Origin of the sequence: Prescottella equi (assembly GCF_002094305.1) — a bacterium.
Lineage (GTDB): Bacteria > Actinomycetota > Actinomycetes > Mycobacteriales > Mycobacteriaceae > Prescottella > Prescottella equi.
Map to the genome: position 1 here is coordinate 307,105 of NZ_LWTX01000006.1, position 15,997 is coordinate 323,101.

Below are 15,997 nucleotides of genomic sequence, written 5' to 3' on the forward strand. Positions count from 1 at the left end.
GCCTGGTCATCGGCTCATCGACACGGGCGCCTCGTCGGCCGGGTCGATCCGGTACGTCCTGGCCCGCTCGAGCACCGCCTCGGCCGCCCGCAGGCGCGGAAGGTAGCTGCCGTCGATGCTTCCGCTGCGGTGCTCGAGAAGTTCCCTGGCGCCGCGCACCTGCGCCGGGCTCGGCGCGAACTCGGTGTTGATCGTGCGCACGTGGTCCGGCTTCACACACAGCATGCCGCCCAACCCGGTCGTGAGGGAGCGGCGGCAGTAGTCGCGCAGCCCGCTCACGTCGGGGGCGAGGGAGGGGCCGTCGATCGGCGCGGGGAGCCCGGCCGATCGACTGGCCAGCACGAGCTGCGCCCGAGCCCCCATCACCGTCGCCGAATCGTCTGTGGCCGCGGTGTCGTGTCGAAAGTCGCCGCTACCGAACGCCAAGCGGGTCAACGAGTTCGACCGCGCGATCGACACCGCCTCGAGAATTCCGGTCGCCGACTCGATCAGGGCGATCAGACCGCCGCCGAAGTCCCCCAGCGCAGCCGCGGTCGCGTCGACCTGAGCGGCCGACTCCGCCTTGGCGAGCACGACCCCGAGGATCCCCGGGCACCAAGCCGCGAACTCGAGGTCGACGCTCCAGTCCGCGGTGGTGGCCGCGTTCACCCGGATCCACGCCCGCCCGCCCCGGCTCGCCCACGCGTGGACCTCGTCGCGGGCACGCGCCCGGTCCTCGGGCGCGACCCCGTCCTCGAGATCGAGGACGACGGCGTCGGGGCCGCACCGACGGATCGTGTCGTCGAGGTCGTGCGTGCGGGTGCCGGGCACCAACAGCCACGAACGGGCGTCGCGCGGCGCGATCGCCACGGCAGGCTCACCGGTGTTGCAGGAGTTGACGATAGTGATGACTTTTCCTTTCGTGGATGAAGAACGGACCGGGGGTGCGGATCAGCCGACCATGCGGCGCAGCTGCCGGGACGCGACGGACAGTGCTGCCAGGTCCCGCTGACCGGACGCGGAGATCTCGGCGAGCGAGTTGCGGGCCCGGCGCAGGCGGGACGCGTTGCGCTCCTCCCAGTCCGCGATCATCCGGTCGGTGTCGTCGCCGGGAGTCGCGTGGGCGAGGACGTCCAGCGTCAGTGCCCGCGCGCTGTCGTACAGCTCGTCGCGCAACGCCAGCCGGGCGAGGGCATCCCAGCGGCTCGTCTTGCCGAGCGCCGAGACCCCGTTGAGCAGGGGAACCAGGCCGACGCGTTCACACAACCGGAAGTACAGCTCGCCGGCCACGGTCAGGTCGCATTCCGCGAGGTCCGCGATCTCGACGACGTCGAGCAGTCCGAACCGGTCGAGCGCCAGCTCCACCTCCCGGACCAGGTCCTCGGGCGCGCCCCGCTCCGCGATCGCGCGCGTGCGGTCCCGGAGGTTGGTGCGGTCGGCACCCACCAGCCACTCCTCGAGATGCGCCGCCGCGTCCTCGATCGGCCCGCGGAACCGTGCGACCTCCGCACCCACCGCGAGGGGCTGCGGCCGCCGGTGCAGCATCCAGCGCGACGCCCGGTCGAGCAGCCGCCGGGTGACGAGGACCAGCTCGTCGGCGACCTCGCTCGGCACGTCGGCAGCCGCGATCCGCGACCACAGCGCGGGGAGTCCGAACACGTCGCTGACCACGCTGAACGCCCGGACCGCGTCGTCCGCGGTGGCGCCCACCTCCTCGGCGAGCCGGAACACGTAGGAGATGCCGCCGCGATCGACGACGTCGTTGGTCAGTGCCGTCGCGACGATCTCGCGTCGCAGAGGGTGCCGGTCGACGGCCGCCTCGTGGTCCCGACGCAGCGGCGTCGGGAAGTACCCGCGCAGGACCGGCAGGAACACGTCGTGGTCGACCAGGTCACCGGCCAGCAGCGCGCCTTTCAGATCGAGCTTGACGTGCGCCATCAGCGTCGCCAGTTCGGGCGCCGACAGGCCCGCGCCGGCCGCCCGCAACGTGCCGATCGCCTTGGCGTCGGGCAGCACGTCGAGGGCACGGTCGACGGCGCCCGCCGCCTCCAGCGCCGAGATCAGCCGGCCGTGCACCCCGATCATCTCGGACGCATCGGCGAGCGCAGTGCCCATCAGCTCGTTCTGGGAGACGTTGTCCGCCAACACCAGCGCGGCCACCTCGTCGGTCATCTCGGCCAGCAGCCGCGGCCGCGCCCCCGGCGTCAGACCGCCCGCACCCACGAGGTCGTCGAGCAGGATCTTGATGTTCACCTCGTGATCGGAGCAGTCCACCCCGGCCGAGTTGTCGAGTGCGTCGGTGCCCACGCGTCCGCCCGTGCGGGCGAATTCGATCCGCGCGGCCTGCGTCAGACCGAGGTTGCCGCCCTCACCGACCACGCGGGCCCGCACGTCGCACCCGTCCACGCGCACAGCATCGTTCGCCTTGTCGCCGGCGTCCGCATGCGATTCGGTCGACGCCTTGACGTAGGTGCCGATGCCACCGTTCCACAGCAGGTCCACCGGGGCGCGCAGGATCGCGCGGATCAGCTCGGGTGGCGTCAGCTCCGTGACGTCGTCGGCGAGTCCGAGCACGCGCCGCGCCTGCTCACTGATCGGGACGGACTTCGTCGTTCGGTCCCACACGCCGCCGCCCGCGCTGACGAGGGACCGGTCGTAGTCGGCCCACGACGAGCGCGGCAGTGCGAACAGTCGCTCCCGCTCGGCGTACGACGTCGCGGGGTCCGGATCCGGGTCCAGGAAGACGTGCCGGTGGTCGAACGCCGCGACGAGGCGAATGTGCTTGCTGCACAACATCCCGTTGCCGAACACGTCACCGCTCATGTCCCCGATGCCGGCGACCGTGACGTCCTCGTTCTGGCAGTCGACACCCAGTTCGCGGAACCGGCGCTTGACGCTCTCCCACGCACCGCGAGCGGTGATGCCCATCGCCTTGTGGTCGTAGCCGACCGATCCACCGGACGCGAAGGCGTCACCGAGCCAGAAGTCGTACTCGGCGGCGACCTCGTTGGCGATGTCGGAGAACGACGCGGTGCCCTTGTCCGCCGCCACCACCAGGTACGTGTCGTCCCCGTCGTGGCGGACGACTCCCGACGCCGGCACCACGGCTCCGGTCCTGCGATCGATGTTGTCCGTCAGGTCCAGCAGACTGCGAATGAACATGCGGTATCCGGCGATTCCCGCTTCGCGGAGGGCCGCGCGGTCGGCGTCGGCGTCGCCGGTGGGCACCGGGGGCCGGCGCAGCACGAAGCCGCCCTTGGCGCCGACCGGCACGATCACGGCGTTCTTGACCGCCTGCGCCTTGACCAGGCCGAGCACCTCGGTGCGGAAGTCCTCACGCCGATCCGACCAGCGCAGACCGCCGCGTGCCACCGACCCGAAACGCATGTGCACGCCTGCCACGACCGGAGAGTAGACGAAGATCTCGTGCCGGGGCCGGGGCTCGGGCAGCTCCCCGATGTTCCGCGAATCGAGCTTCAGCGCCAGCGTTTCCCGCGCCGGGGCGGCGAAGTGGTTGGTGCGCACGGTGTTGCGGACCACGCCCAGCAGCGCCCGGAAGATCCGGTCCTCGTCGAGTCCCAGCACCGCCTCGATCAGCGTCGACGCTGCGGCGACGGATTCCGCGCCGCGGCCGTCGGAGGATGCGGACGGATCGGAGCGGGGATCGAACCGCGCGGAGAAGCACTCGACCAGTGCGGCCGCGATCTCCGGATGCCGGCACAGCGCGTCGGCCACATAGGCACTGCTGTAGGGGAATCCGGCCTGCCGCAGGAACTCCGCGTACGCGCGCAGCACGGTGACCTCCCGCCAGTGCAGACCCGCGCGCGCCACCAGTTCGTTCAGGCGGTCCGCCTCGGCCACGCCCCGCCACAACGCCTGGACGGCGCCCCCGAAGCGCTCGGCGAACTCGTCGAACCCGTCTTCCGGCGCGATCGTGTACCGAACGGTGAATTCGTAGATCCAGCACGGCATTCCGTCAGGAGAGGCGAGCGCGTAGGGTCGCTCGTCGAGCACCTCGACGCCCAGGCTCTGCAGCAGCGGCATGAGATCCCCGAGCGACGCGGGACGCCCGCCGACGTACAGCGACAGGCGGTGGGTACCGCGCGCGGTCGCGTCGGGAACGATCCGAACGTCGACCGCACCGTCGGACAGTTCACCGAGGATGGCGAGGTCGACGCGCGCGCGGTCGGGACGGATGTCCTGCTTGTAACCGGCGGGCAGGTCCGCGACGAACGCGGCGAGGCGCTCGCGCGCGGCAGGGTCGGCGCCGGCGAGCAGGCGCTCGTCCCAGCTGCGGAAGATTCGGGCGAGAGCATCGTCGATCTCGCTGGGGTTCGGGGTCGGATCGGGGTGGGTGGAGACGCTGTTCATCTGGGAACCTTCCGCCGGGTGCCACGCTGCACCGGGCTGGTCGTCGTGTCCGTTCATCGGGGTCGTACATCTCGCGACATCAGGGGCGGGACTTCCGGGTGCCCCTTGACATCAGCTTGTATAGACAGGAATATACAAGTCATAGTTGCAGAACGTGAGCCAGCGCACAACAGCTAGACCCACCCGGATTCGGGCGACAACGGCGTCGCACCGGAACCACTCGACACCCCGCGCCCTCACCGCCCGATTAGCTAGGAGTTACCCGATGGACATCACCTCACCCGGCCACGAGGCCCGCCCGGTCAGCGCCCCCCGCGGCTCCGAGCTGAACACCCTCGGGTGGCAGCAGGAGGGCGCGCTGCGCATGCTCATGAACAACCTCGATCCCGAGGTTGCCGAGCACCCCGACAACCTGGTCGTCTACGGCGGCACCGGCCGCGCCGCCCGCAGCTGGGCCGCGTTCGACGCGATGGTCGCCACCCTGAAGACCCTGAAGAACGACGAGACCATGCTGGTGCAGTCCGGCAAGCCGGTCGGCGTCTTCCGCACCAACGAGTGGGCGCCGCGCGTGCTGCTCGCCAACTCCAACCTCGTCGGCGACTGGGCCAACTGGGAGCAGTTCCGCAAGCTCGAGGCCGAGGGCCTGATGATGTACGGCCAGATGACGGCCGGTTCCTGGATCTACATCGGCACCCAGGGCATCCTGCAGGGCACGTACGAGACCTTCGGCGCGATCGCCCGCAAGCGCTTCGACGGCACCCTGGCCGGCACCATCACCCTCACCGCCGGCATGGGCGGCATGGGCGGTGCGCAGCCGCTGGCCGTCACCATGAACGACGGTGTCGCGATCTGCGTCGACTGCGACGTCACCCGCATCGACCGCCGCATCGCGCACAAGTACCTCGACACCAAGGCCGACAGCATCGAGCACGCGCTGCAGCTGGCCACCGAGGCCCGTGACGCCCGCAAGCCGCTGTCGATCGGCCTCGTCGGCAACGCCGCGGAGATCTTCCCGGCACTGCTGGCCATGGACGCCCCCATCGACATCGTCACCGACCAGACGTCGGCACACGACCCGCTGTCGTACCTGCCGCTCGGCGTCGACTTCGCCGACATGAAGGCGCTCGCCGCCAAGGACCCGGAGCACTTCACCGAGGAGTCCCGCAAGTCGATGGCCGCGCACGTCGAGGCGATGGTCGGCTTCATGGACAAGGGCGCCGAGGTCTTCGACTACGGCAACTCCATCCGCGACGAGGCCCGCAAGGCCGGCTACGACCGCGCCTTCGAGTTCCCCGGCTTCGTCCCGGCGTACATCCGCCCGCTCTTCGAGGAGGGCCTCGGCCCGTTCCGCTGGGCCGCGCTGTCCGGCGACCCCAAGGACATCGCCGCGACCGACAAGGCGATCCTCGAGCTCTTCCCCGAGAACGAGCACCTCAAGCGGTGGATCGAGATGGCCGGCGAGAAGGTTGCCTTCGAGGGCCTGCCCGCCCGCATCTGCTGGCTCGGCTACGGCGAGCGCCACAAGGCCGGCCTGAAGTTCAACGAGATGGTCGCCAGCGGCGAGCTGTCCGCGCCGATCGCCATCGGCCGTGACCACCTCGACTCCGGCTCCGTCGCCTCGCCGTACCGCGAGACCGAGGCCATGAAGGACGGCTCGGACGCGATCGCCGACTGGCCGCTGCTCAACGCCCTCGTCAACACCGCGTCGGGCGCTTCCTGGGTGTCGATCCACCACGGCGGCGGCGTCGGCATGGGCCGCTCGATCCACGCCGGCCAGGTGTGCATCGCCGACGGCTCCGAGCTGGCCGCGAAGAAGATCGAGGCCGTGCTCACCAACGACCCGGGCATGGGCGTCATCCGGCACGTGGACGCGGGCTACGAGCACGCGATCGACACCGCGCGCGAGCGTGGCGTGCGTATCCCGATGAGCGAGAACAACTGACCGGGAACGAGTGATCTCGACCCACTGATCCACCCACCGGTACGGACTCACGACGACCAGCGTGAGCCCGTACCGGTGGCGCTGACGTCGGCTCGGTGACGAGCGAACGACGTCGACCCCCGACGAGCGGCAACGCGCAGGACGATCCCCCCTGCGCGTTGCCGCTCGTCGTCGTTTCCGGGGTCGGAGGGACGGGACCTACTGCCTCTGGACAAACGCAGCGGCGGGATGCGATAGTCATCGCATGCCACTAGATGGCAATTGACTTCCACTAGATGAAATCTAGCGATTCCCCCTCTCGTTCCTCCAGGAGTTACCCGTGACCGCTCAGCCGCTCGACGACACCCTCGACCTGACCGAATTCCGCAGCACCGTGCGCGCTTTCGCGAACGCGGAGATCCTGCCCGGCGCCGCCGAGCGCGACGAGTCCAAGGAATTCCCCGCGCGCCTGATGCGCCGACTGGCCGAGCAGGACCTCATGGGCATCTCCGTCCCGGAGGAGTTCGGCGGCCTCGGCCTGTCGACCCGCGCCCAGCTGGTTGCCGTCGAGGAGGTCGCGCGCGCCGACGCCGCACTCGCGTCCATCTACACCGCCCACTACCTGGGCCTCGAGCCGATCCTCGTGGGCGGCACCGAGGAGCAGAAGAAGCGCTGGCTGCCCGGGCTGGCCTCCGGCGAGGTCCTCGCGGGCTTCGCCCTCACCGAGCCCGACGCGGGCTCGGACATCGCGTCGATGCGCACCGTGGCACGCCGCGAGGACGACGGCTGGCACCTGTCCGGCTCCAAGACCTTCATCTCCAACGCCCGCGAGGCCGACCTCGTCGTGCTGTTCGCCAAGACCGACCCCTCCGCCGGCTTCCGTGGCATCACCGCGTTCGCGGTGCCCAAGGGCACGCCCGGCATCAGCTACTCCGAGCCGCAGGACAAGATGGGCATCCGCTCGGCGCCCACCTACACCGTCTACCTCGACGACGTGGTCCTCCCGCACGACGCCGTGATCGGCACCGAGGGCCGCGGCGGCAACATCGCGCTCACCGCCCTCAACCGCGCCCGCATCGACGTCGCCGCGATGGCCAACGGAATCGCCCTGCGCGCTTGGGAACTCGGTCGTGAATACGCTTCCGAGCGCAAGCAGTTCGGGCACCCCATCTTCGAGTTCCAGGCCATCCAGCTGCTGCTGGGCGAGTGCGACGCCAAGCTCGTCGCCTCGCGCGTCACGGCCGACTGGGCGTCCGACGTCAAGGACGCGGGCCAGGACCTGCGCCGCGCCGCCTCGATCTCGAAGTACGTGGCCACCGAGGCCTGCTTCTCGATCGTCGACCAGGTCGTCCAGATCCACGGCGGCGCCGGGTTCATGCGCGAGTCCGAGATCGAGCGCCTCTACCGCGACTGCCGGATCCTGCGCATCTTCGAGGGCACCTCGCAGATCCAGCTGCTGACCATCGCGGGCAACGCCCCGTCGATCCGGTCCACCGAGTACTGAGAACGACTGGGAGACAACATCATGACCGCGCTTCCCCCGCTCGACGGCGTCCGCGTCGTCGACCTGTCCCGCGTGCTGGCGGGCCCGTTCTGCACCGCACTGCTCGCCGATGCCGGCGCCGACGTCGTGAAGATCGAGTCGAAGGCCGGCGAGGACTCGCGCCACCTCGGGCCGTTCCGCGACGGCGAGAGCATCTACTTCAACGTCCTCAACCGTGGCAAGCGCTCGATCGCGCTCGACCTCAAGGACCCCGAGGACCGAGAAGCGTTGCTGCAGTTGATCGAGGGCGCCGACGTCGTCGTCGAGAACTTCCGTCCCGGCGTCACCACCCGGCTCGGGATCGACTACGAGGCAGCCAAGGCACGCAACCCGAAGATCGTCTACGCGTCGATCTCCGGCTTCGGCCAGCAGGGCCCGATGGCGGGCGCCGCGGCCTACGACCTGGTGGTCCAGGCGCTCTCCGGCGTCATGAGCATCACCGGCACCGAGGAGTCCGGCCCCACCCGACTGGGCGAGTCGTTCGGCGACACCATCACCGGCGTCTTCGCTGCGTGGGGCATCAGCACCGCACTGCTGGCGGCCCGCACCACCGGCGAGGGCCAGCACCTCGACGTCGCGATGTTCGACAGCATGCTCGCGATGCTGCCCACCGCGCACAGCCAACTGCAGGCGTCCGGCGAGACCCCCAAGCGGGTCGGCAACCGGCACCCCGTGTCGACCCCGTTCGACACCTACCGCGCCGACGACGGCCTGTTCGTGCTCGCGATCGCCAGCGAAAAGGGCTTCCAGACGCTGGCCCGCACGATGGGTCGCGAGGAACTGATCACCGATCCCCGGTTCACCGAGGACGCGCTGCGCACCGAGAACGAACCCGCGCTCCGCAAGGAGATCGAGTCGTGGGCGGCCGGCCGCACGGTCACCGAGGTCCTCGATCTGCTCGACGCAGCCGGTCTGGCCGGCTCCGAGGTGTGGAACGTCCAGCAGGCACTCGGCTCGGACCAGGCCGGATACCGCGGCGTCGTAGAGACGTTCGAGCATCCCAAGGCCGGCCCGGTGTCGTACGTCCGGCAGCCCGTCGTCTTCGGCGACAGTGCGCGCCCGGCGGTGCGACGCAGCCCGCTCCTCGACGAGCACCACGACGAGATTCTCGGCGAGGCCCGCTCGCGATAGATTCTCGGGTGTCGACCGATCGGTCGACACCCTCGGCATGGGAGACACGCATGGCCCCCGGTGACGTGACGCGCAGTGTCAGTCGCACCTTCGAACTGCTCGGCGCGATCATCGAGCACGGCGGACTGACCCTCGCCGACGCCGCGAAGACCACCGACCTCGCGACCAGCACGGCGCTGCGGCTCATCCGCAGCCTCGAGCAGACCGAGTTCGTGCTCCGCGGCGAGGACAACGTCTACCGGGTGGGCCCACGGCTGCTGCAGATCGGTGCGAAAGCGATCGCCGACAACCAGTTGCTCCTGCGGGCGCAGCCCGCCATGGCCGAGATCGCCGAGATCACCCGGGAGTCGACGTACCTGTCGGCTCCCGGGCCCCGCGGCACAGCGCTGTACATGGGGCAGATCGAGGGCACCCACGCGATCCGGCACATGGGGTGGGTCGGCCAGACCGTCCCCCTCGTCGGAACCGCGGTGGGCGCGGCCCTGCTCGGCGAGGTGGGCTCCGACGGCTACGCCATCGCCCACGACACCATCGAGGACCACTCCACCGGCGTCGCCGCTCCGATCTACGACGCGATCGGCCGGATCGTGGGGGCACTGAGCGTCGTCGGGCCGACGTTCCGGCTCGACGACGACGTCTGCGCCCGGCACGGGCAGGTCCTCGTCGAGCGCTGCGCGCGACTGTCGGCCGAACTGGGACGCACGGTCTCGTCGTAGAACTCACGGTCCCGTCGTAGAAGTTTGGCACCGCAGTCTCGTATCCGAGACAATTGCGCGGCACGCCGGCCAGGACAATGGCGCGGCACGCCGGCCGTTCGGGCCGGGATCGGAAGGGGACGTTCGATGTCGACGAGCCGGGTCAAGTCCGCGGAGCGGGTACTCGACGTGCTCGACCTACTCGCCCGGCGAGGAGTGCCGATGGCCGCGACCGAGATCGCGAGTGCTCTCGACCTGCCCAAGAGCACGACGCACCACCTGCTCAACGTGATGCGAGACCGGCGGTTCGTCTCCTACTGGCCCGATCAGCGGGCCTGGACGCTCGGAGTGTCCGCGTTCGAGGTGGGCGCGTCGTACATGCGGTCCGGGCCGCTGCACCGCGAGGGGCAGCGCCACATGGTCGCGCTCACGAAGGCCGCGGACGAGACCTCGCACCTCGCGGTCCTGCAGGGCACCGACGTGATCTACCTGGACAAGCGCGAGCCGCTCAAGCCCGGCGTGCGTCTGGTGACCGAGGTCGGTACCCGGCTGCCCGCTCACCTGACGGCGGTCGGACGCGCGATCCTCGCACGCCTCGACCCCGAGCAGCTCAGCGCCCTGTACGCCGGATATACCTGGCCCACCCGCACCGGCGAGGGGCCGACGTCCCTCGACGACCTGCGCGCCCTGTCGAAGGCCGATCGGGAACTGGGGTACTCGGTGGAGCACGACTCGACCACCAACGGCGTCACGTGCATCGCGAGCCCGGTCGTCACCCGGGACGGACGTCCTGTCGCCGCGCTCGGTGTCGCATACCTGACGGGCGCGCGCAGCGATGCCGAGACCACCGAGCTGGCCCGGCTCGTCACGGACGCGGCCGCGCACTTCTCGGACAGCCTGAGCGACCGCATGATCGAGGAGTCCCTGGAAGCCTGAGCGCTCCGAGCCTTTCGAGGCTGACCGAACCCGGTCGATTCGACCGACACCCGCCTTCCCCTTGTCTTACATACGAGACTATGGTCTCGTATACGAGACACAATCTTCACGGCCGCCGCGTTCGCCGGGCCGCACCTTTCCTTCGGAGTCCCCCATGACGCTCACCACCCAATCCACCGATCTCGTCGAGGTCGGCCTCGGACCCGTCACGATCCAGGACGTCGTCGACGTCGCACGCCGCGGCCACGGGGTCCGCCTCACCGACGACGCCCTCGCCGAGATCGCGCGCTCGCGGGCGCGCATCGAGGACCTCGCCGCCGACCCCCGCCCGGTGTACGGCGTGTCGACCGGCTTCGGCGCGCTCGCCACCCGGCACATCCCGCAGGAGATGCGAACCCAGTTGCAGCGCAGCCTGGTCCGCTCGCACGCGGCGGGATCCGGTCCCGAGGTGGAGCGCGAGGTCGTCCGTGCGCTGATGCTGTTGCGCCTGTCCACGCTCGCCACGGGACGCACGGGTGTGCGGCCCGAGGTGGCGCAGGCGTACGCCGACCTGCTGACGGCGGGGATCACCCCGGTGGTCCACGAGTTCGGCAGCCTCGGTTGCTCGGGTGATCTGGCGCCGCTCGCGCACGTCGCGCTCGCGGTGACCGGTGAGGGCACTGTCCGTACCGCCGACGGACGGCTGTCGGGTGCCGCCGACGCCCTCGCCGAACACGGCCTCACCCCGGTCGTCCTCGCCGAGAAGGAGGGGCTGGCCCTCATCAACGGCACCGACGGCATGCTCGGCCAGCTCGCGCTCGCCGTCACCGACCTCGACCACCTGCTCAAGCTCGCCGACATCGCGGCCGCGATGAGCGTCGAGGGCCTGCTGGGCACCGATCGGGTGTTCGCCGCGGATCTGCAGGCGCTGCGCCCGCACCCGGGCCAGGCCACCGCTGCGGCCAACATGGCGCGGCTGCTGGCCGATTCGCCGATCGTGGCGAGCCACGCCGGCCCCGAGGACACCCGCGTGCAGGACGCCTACTCGCTGCGCTGCGCGCCGCAGGTGGCCGGTGGTGCCCGCGACACCGTCGAGCACGCCCGTACGGTCGCCAACCGTGAACTCGCTTCCGCCGTCGACAATCCCGTCGTCACGCTCGACGGCCGAGTGGAATCCAACGGCAACTTCCACGGCGCGCCGGTGGCGTACGTCCTCGATTTCCTCGCGATCGTCGCGGCCGACGTCGCGAGCATCAGCGAGCGCCGGACGGACCGGTTCCTCGACGTCGCCCGCAACCACGGACTGCCGCCCTTCCTCGCCGACGACCCGGGTGTGGACAGCGGCCTGATGATCGCGCAGTACACGCAGGCCGCGATCGTCTCCGAACTCAAGCGGCTGGCGGCGCCGGCGAGCGTCGACTCCATTCCGTCGTCGGCGATGCAGGAGGATCATGTGTCGATGGGCTGGTCGGGCGCCCGCAAGCTCCGCCGCGCCGTGGACGGACTCACCCGCGTCCTCGCGATCGAGATTCTCACCGCCGCACGAGGAATCGATCTGCGTTCCCCGCTGCAGCCCGCGCCGGGGACGGGTGCGGTGGTCCGCGCCGTGCGTGAGCAGGTGGCCGGGCCGGGCACCGATCGGTTCCTCGCACCGGAGATCGAGCAGGTGGTGACGTTGGCCGCCTCCGGCGCGCTGGTCGCCGCCGCCGAGCACGAGATCGGTGCCCTGCAGTGACCCGGACGATCGCGCTGCCCCGGGCCCGGCCCGAGATCGATGCGCTGCCCGCCTATTCGAAGGCGTCCGGCGCCGCGACGGTCCGCTGGCGGGCGTCGAGCAACGAATCCACGATCGCCCCCTCCCCCGCCGTCGTCGAGGCGATCGCCCGCGCGGGCGAGCACGGGCACCTGTATCCGACGCTGTTCGCGGACGACCTCGTCGCGGCACTCGCCGAGCGGTTGTCCGTTCCGGCCGACGCGGTGCTCACCGGTGCCGGTTCCCTGGCACTGCTGCAACAGGTCCTCACGGCGTACACGGGTCCGGGCACCGAGGTGGTGCACGCGTGGCGCAGCTACGAGGCGTATCCGATTCTCATCGGGATCGCCGGTGCCACAGCCGTTCCGGTACCACTGGACGCGCAGCACCGGCACGACGTCGACGCCATGATCGCCGCGGTGACGCCCCGCACCCGCGCGGTACTGGTGTGCAACCCGAACAATCCGACGGGCACCGAACTCACCGAGGCCGAGGTGCGTCGACTGTTGGACGGCGTGCCGTCGCACGTCCTGGTGATCCTCGACGAGGCGTACCGCGAGTTCGCCGAGGAACAGGTCGACGGCGTGGAACTGCTGCGCGAGTACCCGAACGTCGTGGTGCTGCGGACGTTCTCGAAGGCGTACGGCCTGGCGGGCCTACGCGTGGGCTACGCGATCGCCGACTCCGCCGTCGCCGCTCCCCTGCACGCCGCCGCCCCGCCGTTCGGCCTCAGTTCGGTCGCCGAGGCCGCGGCGTGCGCCGCGCTCACCGACGCCGGGCACACCGACCGGATCGTCGAGTCGGTGCGGGACGGTCGCCGGCACCTGCGCTCCGGGCTGGCCGACAGGGGCATCCGGACCCCCACCAGCGGAGGCAACTTCGTGTGGATCCCGATCGGAGACCGCGCAGCGGAACTCGAAGCGGCCTGCGTCGCGCACGGGGTGTCCGTGCGCGCCTTCGCGACCGAGGGCGTGCGCGTGACCGTCGGAGACCGGGACGCCGAGGACGCGGTGCTCGCCGCAGTCGACCACTTCACCGCTCAGCCGGCCGGCTGAACACCACGATCCGACCGATACGAGGAAACCCGATGTCTCTCAACGCCCTCGCCGACGCGCTCGGCTCGAGCCGGCTCGTCACCGACCCCGACGTCATGGACGCCTACACCCGGGACGAGGCGCACCTGGCCGTTCCCGGCCTGCCCCTGGCCGTGCTCGTCGCGGACTCCACCGAGGACGTTGCGGCGGCCCTGAAATGGGCCACGGCGCACAAGGTTCCGGTGGTGCCGCGCGGCGCAGGCAGCGGACTGGCCGGCGGCGCCACCGCGATCGACGGCTGCCTGGTGGTGTCCACCGCGGCCATGCGCGACATCGTCGAGCTGAATCCCGCGGATCAACTGGCGGTGGTGCAGGCCGGTGTCGTCAACGCCGATCTCGACCGGGCGGCCGCCGAGCACGGCCTGATGTACGCGCCCGATCCGAGCAGCTTCCAGATTTCCACGATCGGCGGCAACATCGCCACCAACGCGGGCGGGCTGCGCTGCGTCAAGTACGGCGTCACGCGGGACTCCGTCCTGGGCCTCGAGGTGGTGCTGGCCGACGGCCGCATCCTCCACACCGGCCACCGCACCGTCAAGGGCGTCGCGGGCTACGACCTCACCGGGCTCCTCGTCGGCTCCGAGGGAACGCTCGGCATCGTCACCGGCGCGACCGTGCGCCTGCGGCCGCGGCCGTCCCGGGAACCCGCGACGATCGTCGGCAGCTTCCCGTCGCTGCGGGCCGCCGCGGACGCAGTCGCCGCGGTGGTGCGCGCGGGGATCGGACCGAGCCTGCTCGAACTGATCGACCGGGCGACACTCGTCGCGATCGACGAGTGGAAGCGCATCGGTCTCGAGGCCGGCACCGAGGCGATGCTCATCGCACAGGCCGACGGCCCCGATGCCGACGAGGCGGCCGCCGCGATCGAACGGTTGTTCTCCGAGGCGGGTGCCGACTTCGTCGCGCTCTCCCAGGACCCCGCCGAGTCGGCCCAGTTGCTCGAGATCCGTCGGCTCGCGTACCCGGCGGCCGAACGCCTCGGACAGTGCCTGGTCGAGGACGTGGGGGTGCCGCGCTCCCGGCTGCCGGAGATGGTCGAGTCGATCGAGGAGATCTCGCGCCGGCACGACGTCACGGTGATGACGGTCGCGCACGCGGGCGACGGCAACGTGCACCCCACGTTCGTGTTCGACCGCCGCGCCGACGGGTCGGTCCCGGACGCCGTCTGGACCGCCGCCGACGAGGTGTTCCGGCGCGCGCTCGAACTGGGTGGCACCCTTACAGGTGAGCACGGCGTCGGGGTGTTGAAACGACGCTGGATGGCGCTCGAAGTGGGAGAGACAGGTTTGGACATCCATCGCGCGGTGAAGGCCGCGTTCGATCCGCTCGGTCTGATGAATCCCGGGAAGGGCTTCTGACCGGTTACCAGGACAAACAATCCGGATACAAACCTGGATGTTGACAGGCCTGTATATACAGGCCTATACATTTCCCATCGGCATGGCGTGATCCAGCGCACAAGCATCGAAGAAGGTGGGCATCACCCCCGGAAGTCGACCCCGCCGCAGGGTGCGGTCACCGCAGAAAGAGCAGACCCAATGACACACGACGACGGCAGCACTTCCGAGGTGCTCCTCACCCCGGAGCGGCGCACCATCGACGTCGTTCCCGACGACGAGCGCCACGGCACGCCCCGTAGCCAGTTCACGCTGTGGTTCGGCGCGAACATGCAGATCACCGCGATCGTGGACGGCGCCCTCGCGGTCGTCTTCGGCGCCGACGCCCTGTGGGCCATCATCGGCCTGCTGATCGGCAACGTCTTCGGCGGCGCCGTGATGGCCCTCCACTCGGCGCAGGGCCCCCGCATGGGCCTGCCGCAGATGATCTCGAGCCGCGCCCAGTTCGGCGTCAAGGGCGCGGTCATCCCGCTCGTGCTCGTGATCCTGATGTACCTCGGCTTCGCCGCCACCGGCACGGTCCTGGCGGGCCAGGCCGTGAACAAGGTCCTCGGCCTCGACAGCGCCTGGATCGGCATCGTGATCTTCGGATTGCTCACCGCGTTCGTCGCCGTCACCGGCTACAAGCTGATCCACATCGTCGGCAAGATCGCGACCGTCGTCGGCATCGTCGGCTTCACGTACCTGGCGATCCGCCTGTTCCTCGAGTACGACGTGCTCGACTACGTCGGCATCGTCGACTTCGACTTCGTGACCTTCCTGCTCGCGATCTCGCTCGGCGCCGGCTGGCAGCTGACCTTCGGCCCGTACGTCGCCGACTACTCCCGCTACCTGCCCCGCGAGACCAGCGAGCGCACCACATTCTGGTCGACCTTCCTCGGCAGCGTCATCGGATCGCAGTGGTCGATGACCTTCGGCGCCCTCGTCGCGGCCGTCGCCGGCGACGCCTTCCTCGGCAACCAGGTCGGCTTCATGGGCGACCTCGCCGGGCCCGCGATCATCGCGTTCCTGATCTACCTGGTGATCGTGACCGGCAAGCTGACGGTCAACGTCCTCAACGCGTACGGCGGCTTCATGTCGATCCTCACCACCGTCACCGCGTTCGACGGCCGTTCACAGATCTCGACCAAGGCCCGCTCGTTCTACATCCTCGGCTTCACCGTCATCTCGATGTTCATCGCGATCGCCGCGAGCGCCG

Annotated in this window: 11 protein-coding genes; 9 read left to right on the plus strand and 2 right to left on the minus strand. The window is 70.2% G+C overall.

What is annotated here, in order from left to right; all coding sequences use genetic code 11:
• Positions 1–6: 6 nt before the first annotated feature.
• Together A6I89_RS16910 and A6I89_RS16915 are read right to left on the minus strand one after the other, a co-directional pair.
• A complete protein-coding gene (locus A6I89_RS16910) occupies positions 7–849 on the minus strand; it encodes an HpcH/HpaI aldolase/citrate lyase family protein (protein ID WP_022598091.1) in 843 nt (280 codons plus the stop codon).
• A gap of 81 nt (positions 850–930) precedes the next feature.
• Positions 931–4,350: an NAD-glutamate dehydrogenase domain-containing protein gene (locus A6I89_RS16915; RefSeq protein ID WP_044991463.1), complete on the minus strand. Its 3,420-nt coding sequence runs from the start codon at positions 4,348–4,350 to the stop codon at positions 931–933.
• A 265-nt stretch (positions 4,351–4,615) separates the two neighbouring features.
• Between A6I89_RS16915 and hutU the strand changes: the two genes are divergently transcribed.
• The 9 genes from hutU to A6I89_RS16960 form a co-directional block, all read left to right on the plus strand.
• Positions 4,616–6,292 carry a urocanate hydratase gene (hutU, locus tag A6I89_RS16920; protein WP_022598093.1) on the plus strand — a complete coding sequence of 559 codons (1,677 nt, stop codon included), beginning with the start codon at positions 4,616–4,618 and terminating at the stop codon, positions 6,290–6,292.
• 319 nt (positions 6,293–6,611) lie between these two features.
• On the plus strand, positions 6,612–7,775 hold the full coding sequence (locus tag A6I89_RS16925; RefSeq protein ID WP_005517413.1) for an acyl-CoA dehydrogenase family protein: 1,164 nt from the start codon (positions 6,612–6,614) through the stop codon (positions 7,773–7,775).
• A gap of 21 nt (positions 7,776–7,796) precedes the next feature.
• Entirely contained in the window at positions 7,797–8,945 is a 1,149-nt protein-coding gene (locus tag A6I89_RS16930) for a CaiB/BaiF CoA transferase family protein (protein ID WP_022598094.1), read from the plus strand.
• Between the two features lie 50 nt (positions 8,946–8,995).
• Complete coding sequence (locus A6I89_RS16935; RefSeq protein WP_005517411.1) at positions 8,996–9,661, plus strand: IclR family transcriptional regulator; 666 nt, start codon at positions 8,996–8,998, stop codon at positions 9,659–9,661.
• A 126-nt stretch (positions 9,662–9,787) separates the two neighbouring features.
• Positions 9,788–10,576 (plus strand): IclR family transcriptional regulator, encoded by a 789-nt coding sequence (locus A6I89_RS16940; protein WP_005517410.1) that lies wholly within the window; start codon positions 9,788–9,790, stop codon positions 10,574–10,576.
• A gap of 154 nt (positions 10,577–10,730) precedes the next feature.
• Positions 10,731–12,290 (plus strand): histidine ammonia-lyase, encoded by a 1,560-nt coding sequence (hutH, locus tag A6I89_RS16945; RefSeq protein ID WP_013417300.1) that lies wholly within the window; start codon positions 10,731–10,733, stop codon positions 12,288–12,290.
• On the plus strand, positions 12,287–13,363 hold the full coding sequence (locus A6I89_RS16950) for a histidinol-phosphate transaminase (RefSeq protein ID WP_060934515.1): 1,077 nt from the start codon (positions 12,287–12,289) through the stop codon (positions 13,361–13,363). Before hutH ends, A6I89_RS16950 begins: the two co-directional genes overlap by 4 nt.
• 32 nt (positions 13,364–13,395) lie before the next feature.
• Positions 13,396–14,760 carry an FAD-binding oxidoreductase gene (locus A6I89_RS16955; protein ID WP_022598096.1) on the plus strand — a complete coding sequence of 455 codons (1,365 nt, stop codon included), beginning with the start codon at positions 13,396–13,398 and terminating at the stop codon, positions 14,758–14,760.
• A gap of 180 nt (positions 14,761–14,940) precedes the next feature.
• On the plus strand, positions 14,941–15,997 hold a 1,057-nt coding region (locus A6I89_RS16960), incomplete at its 3' end, for a purine-cytosine permease family protein (RefSeq protein ID WP_084978815.1).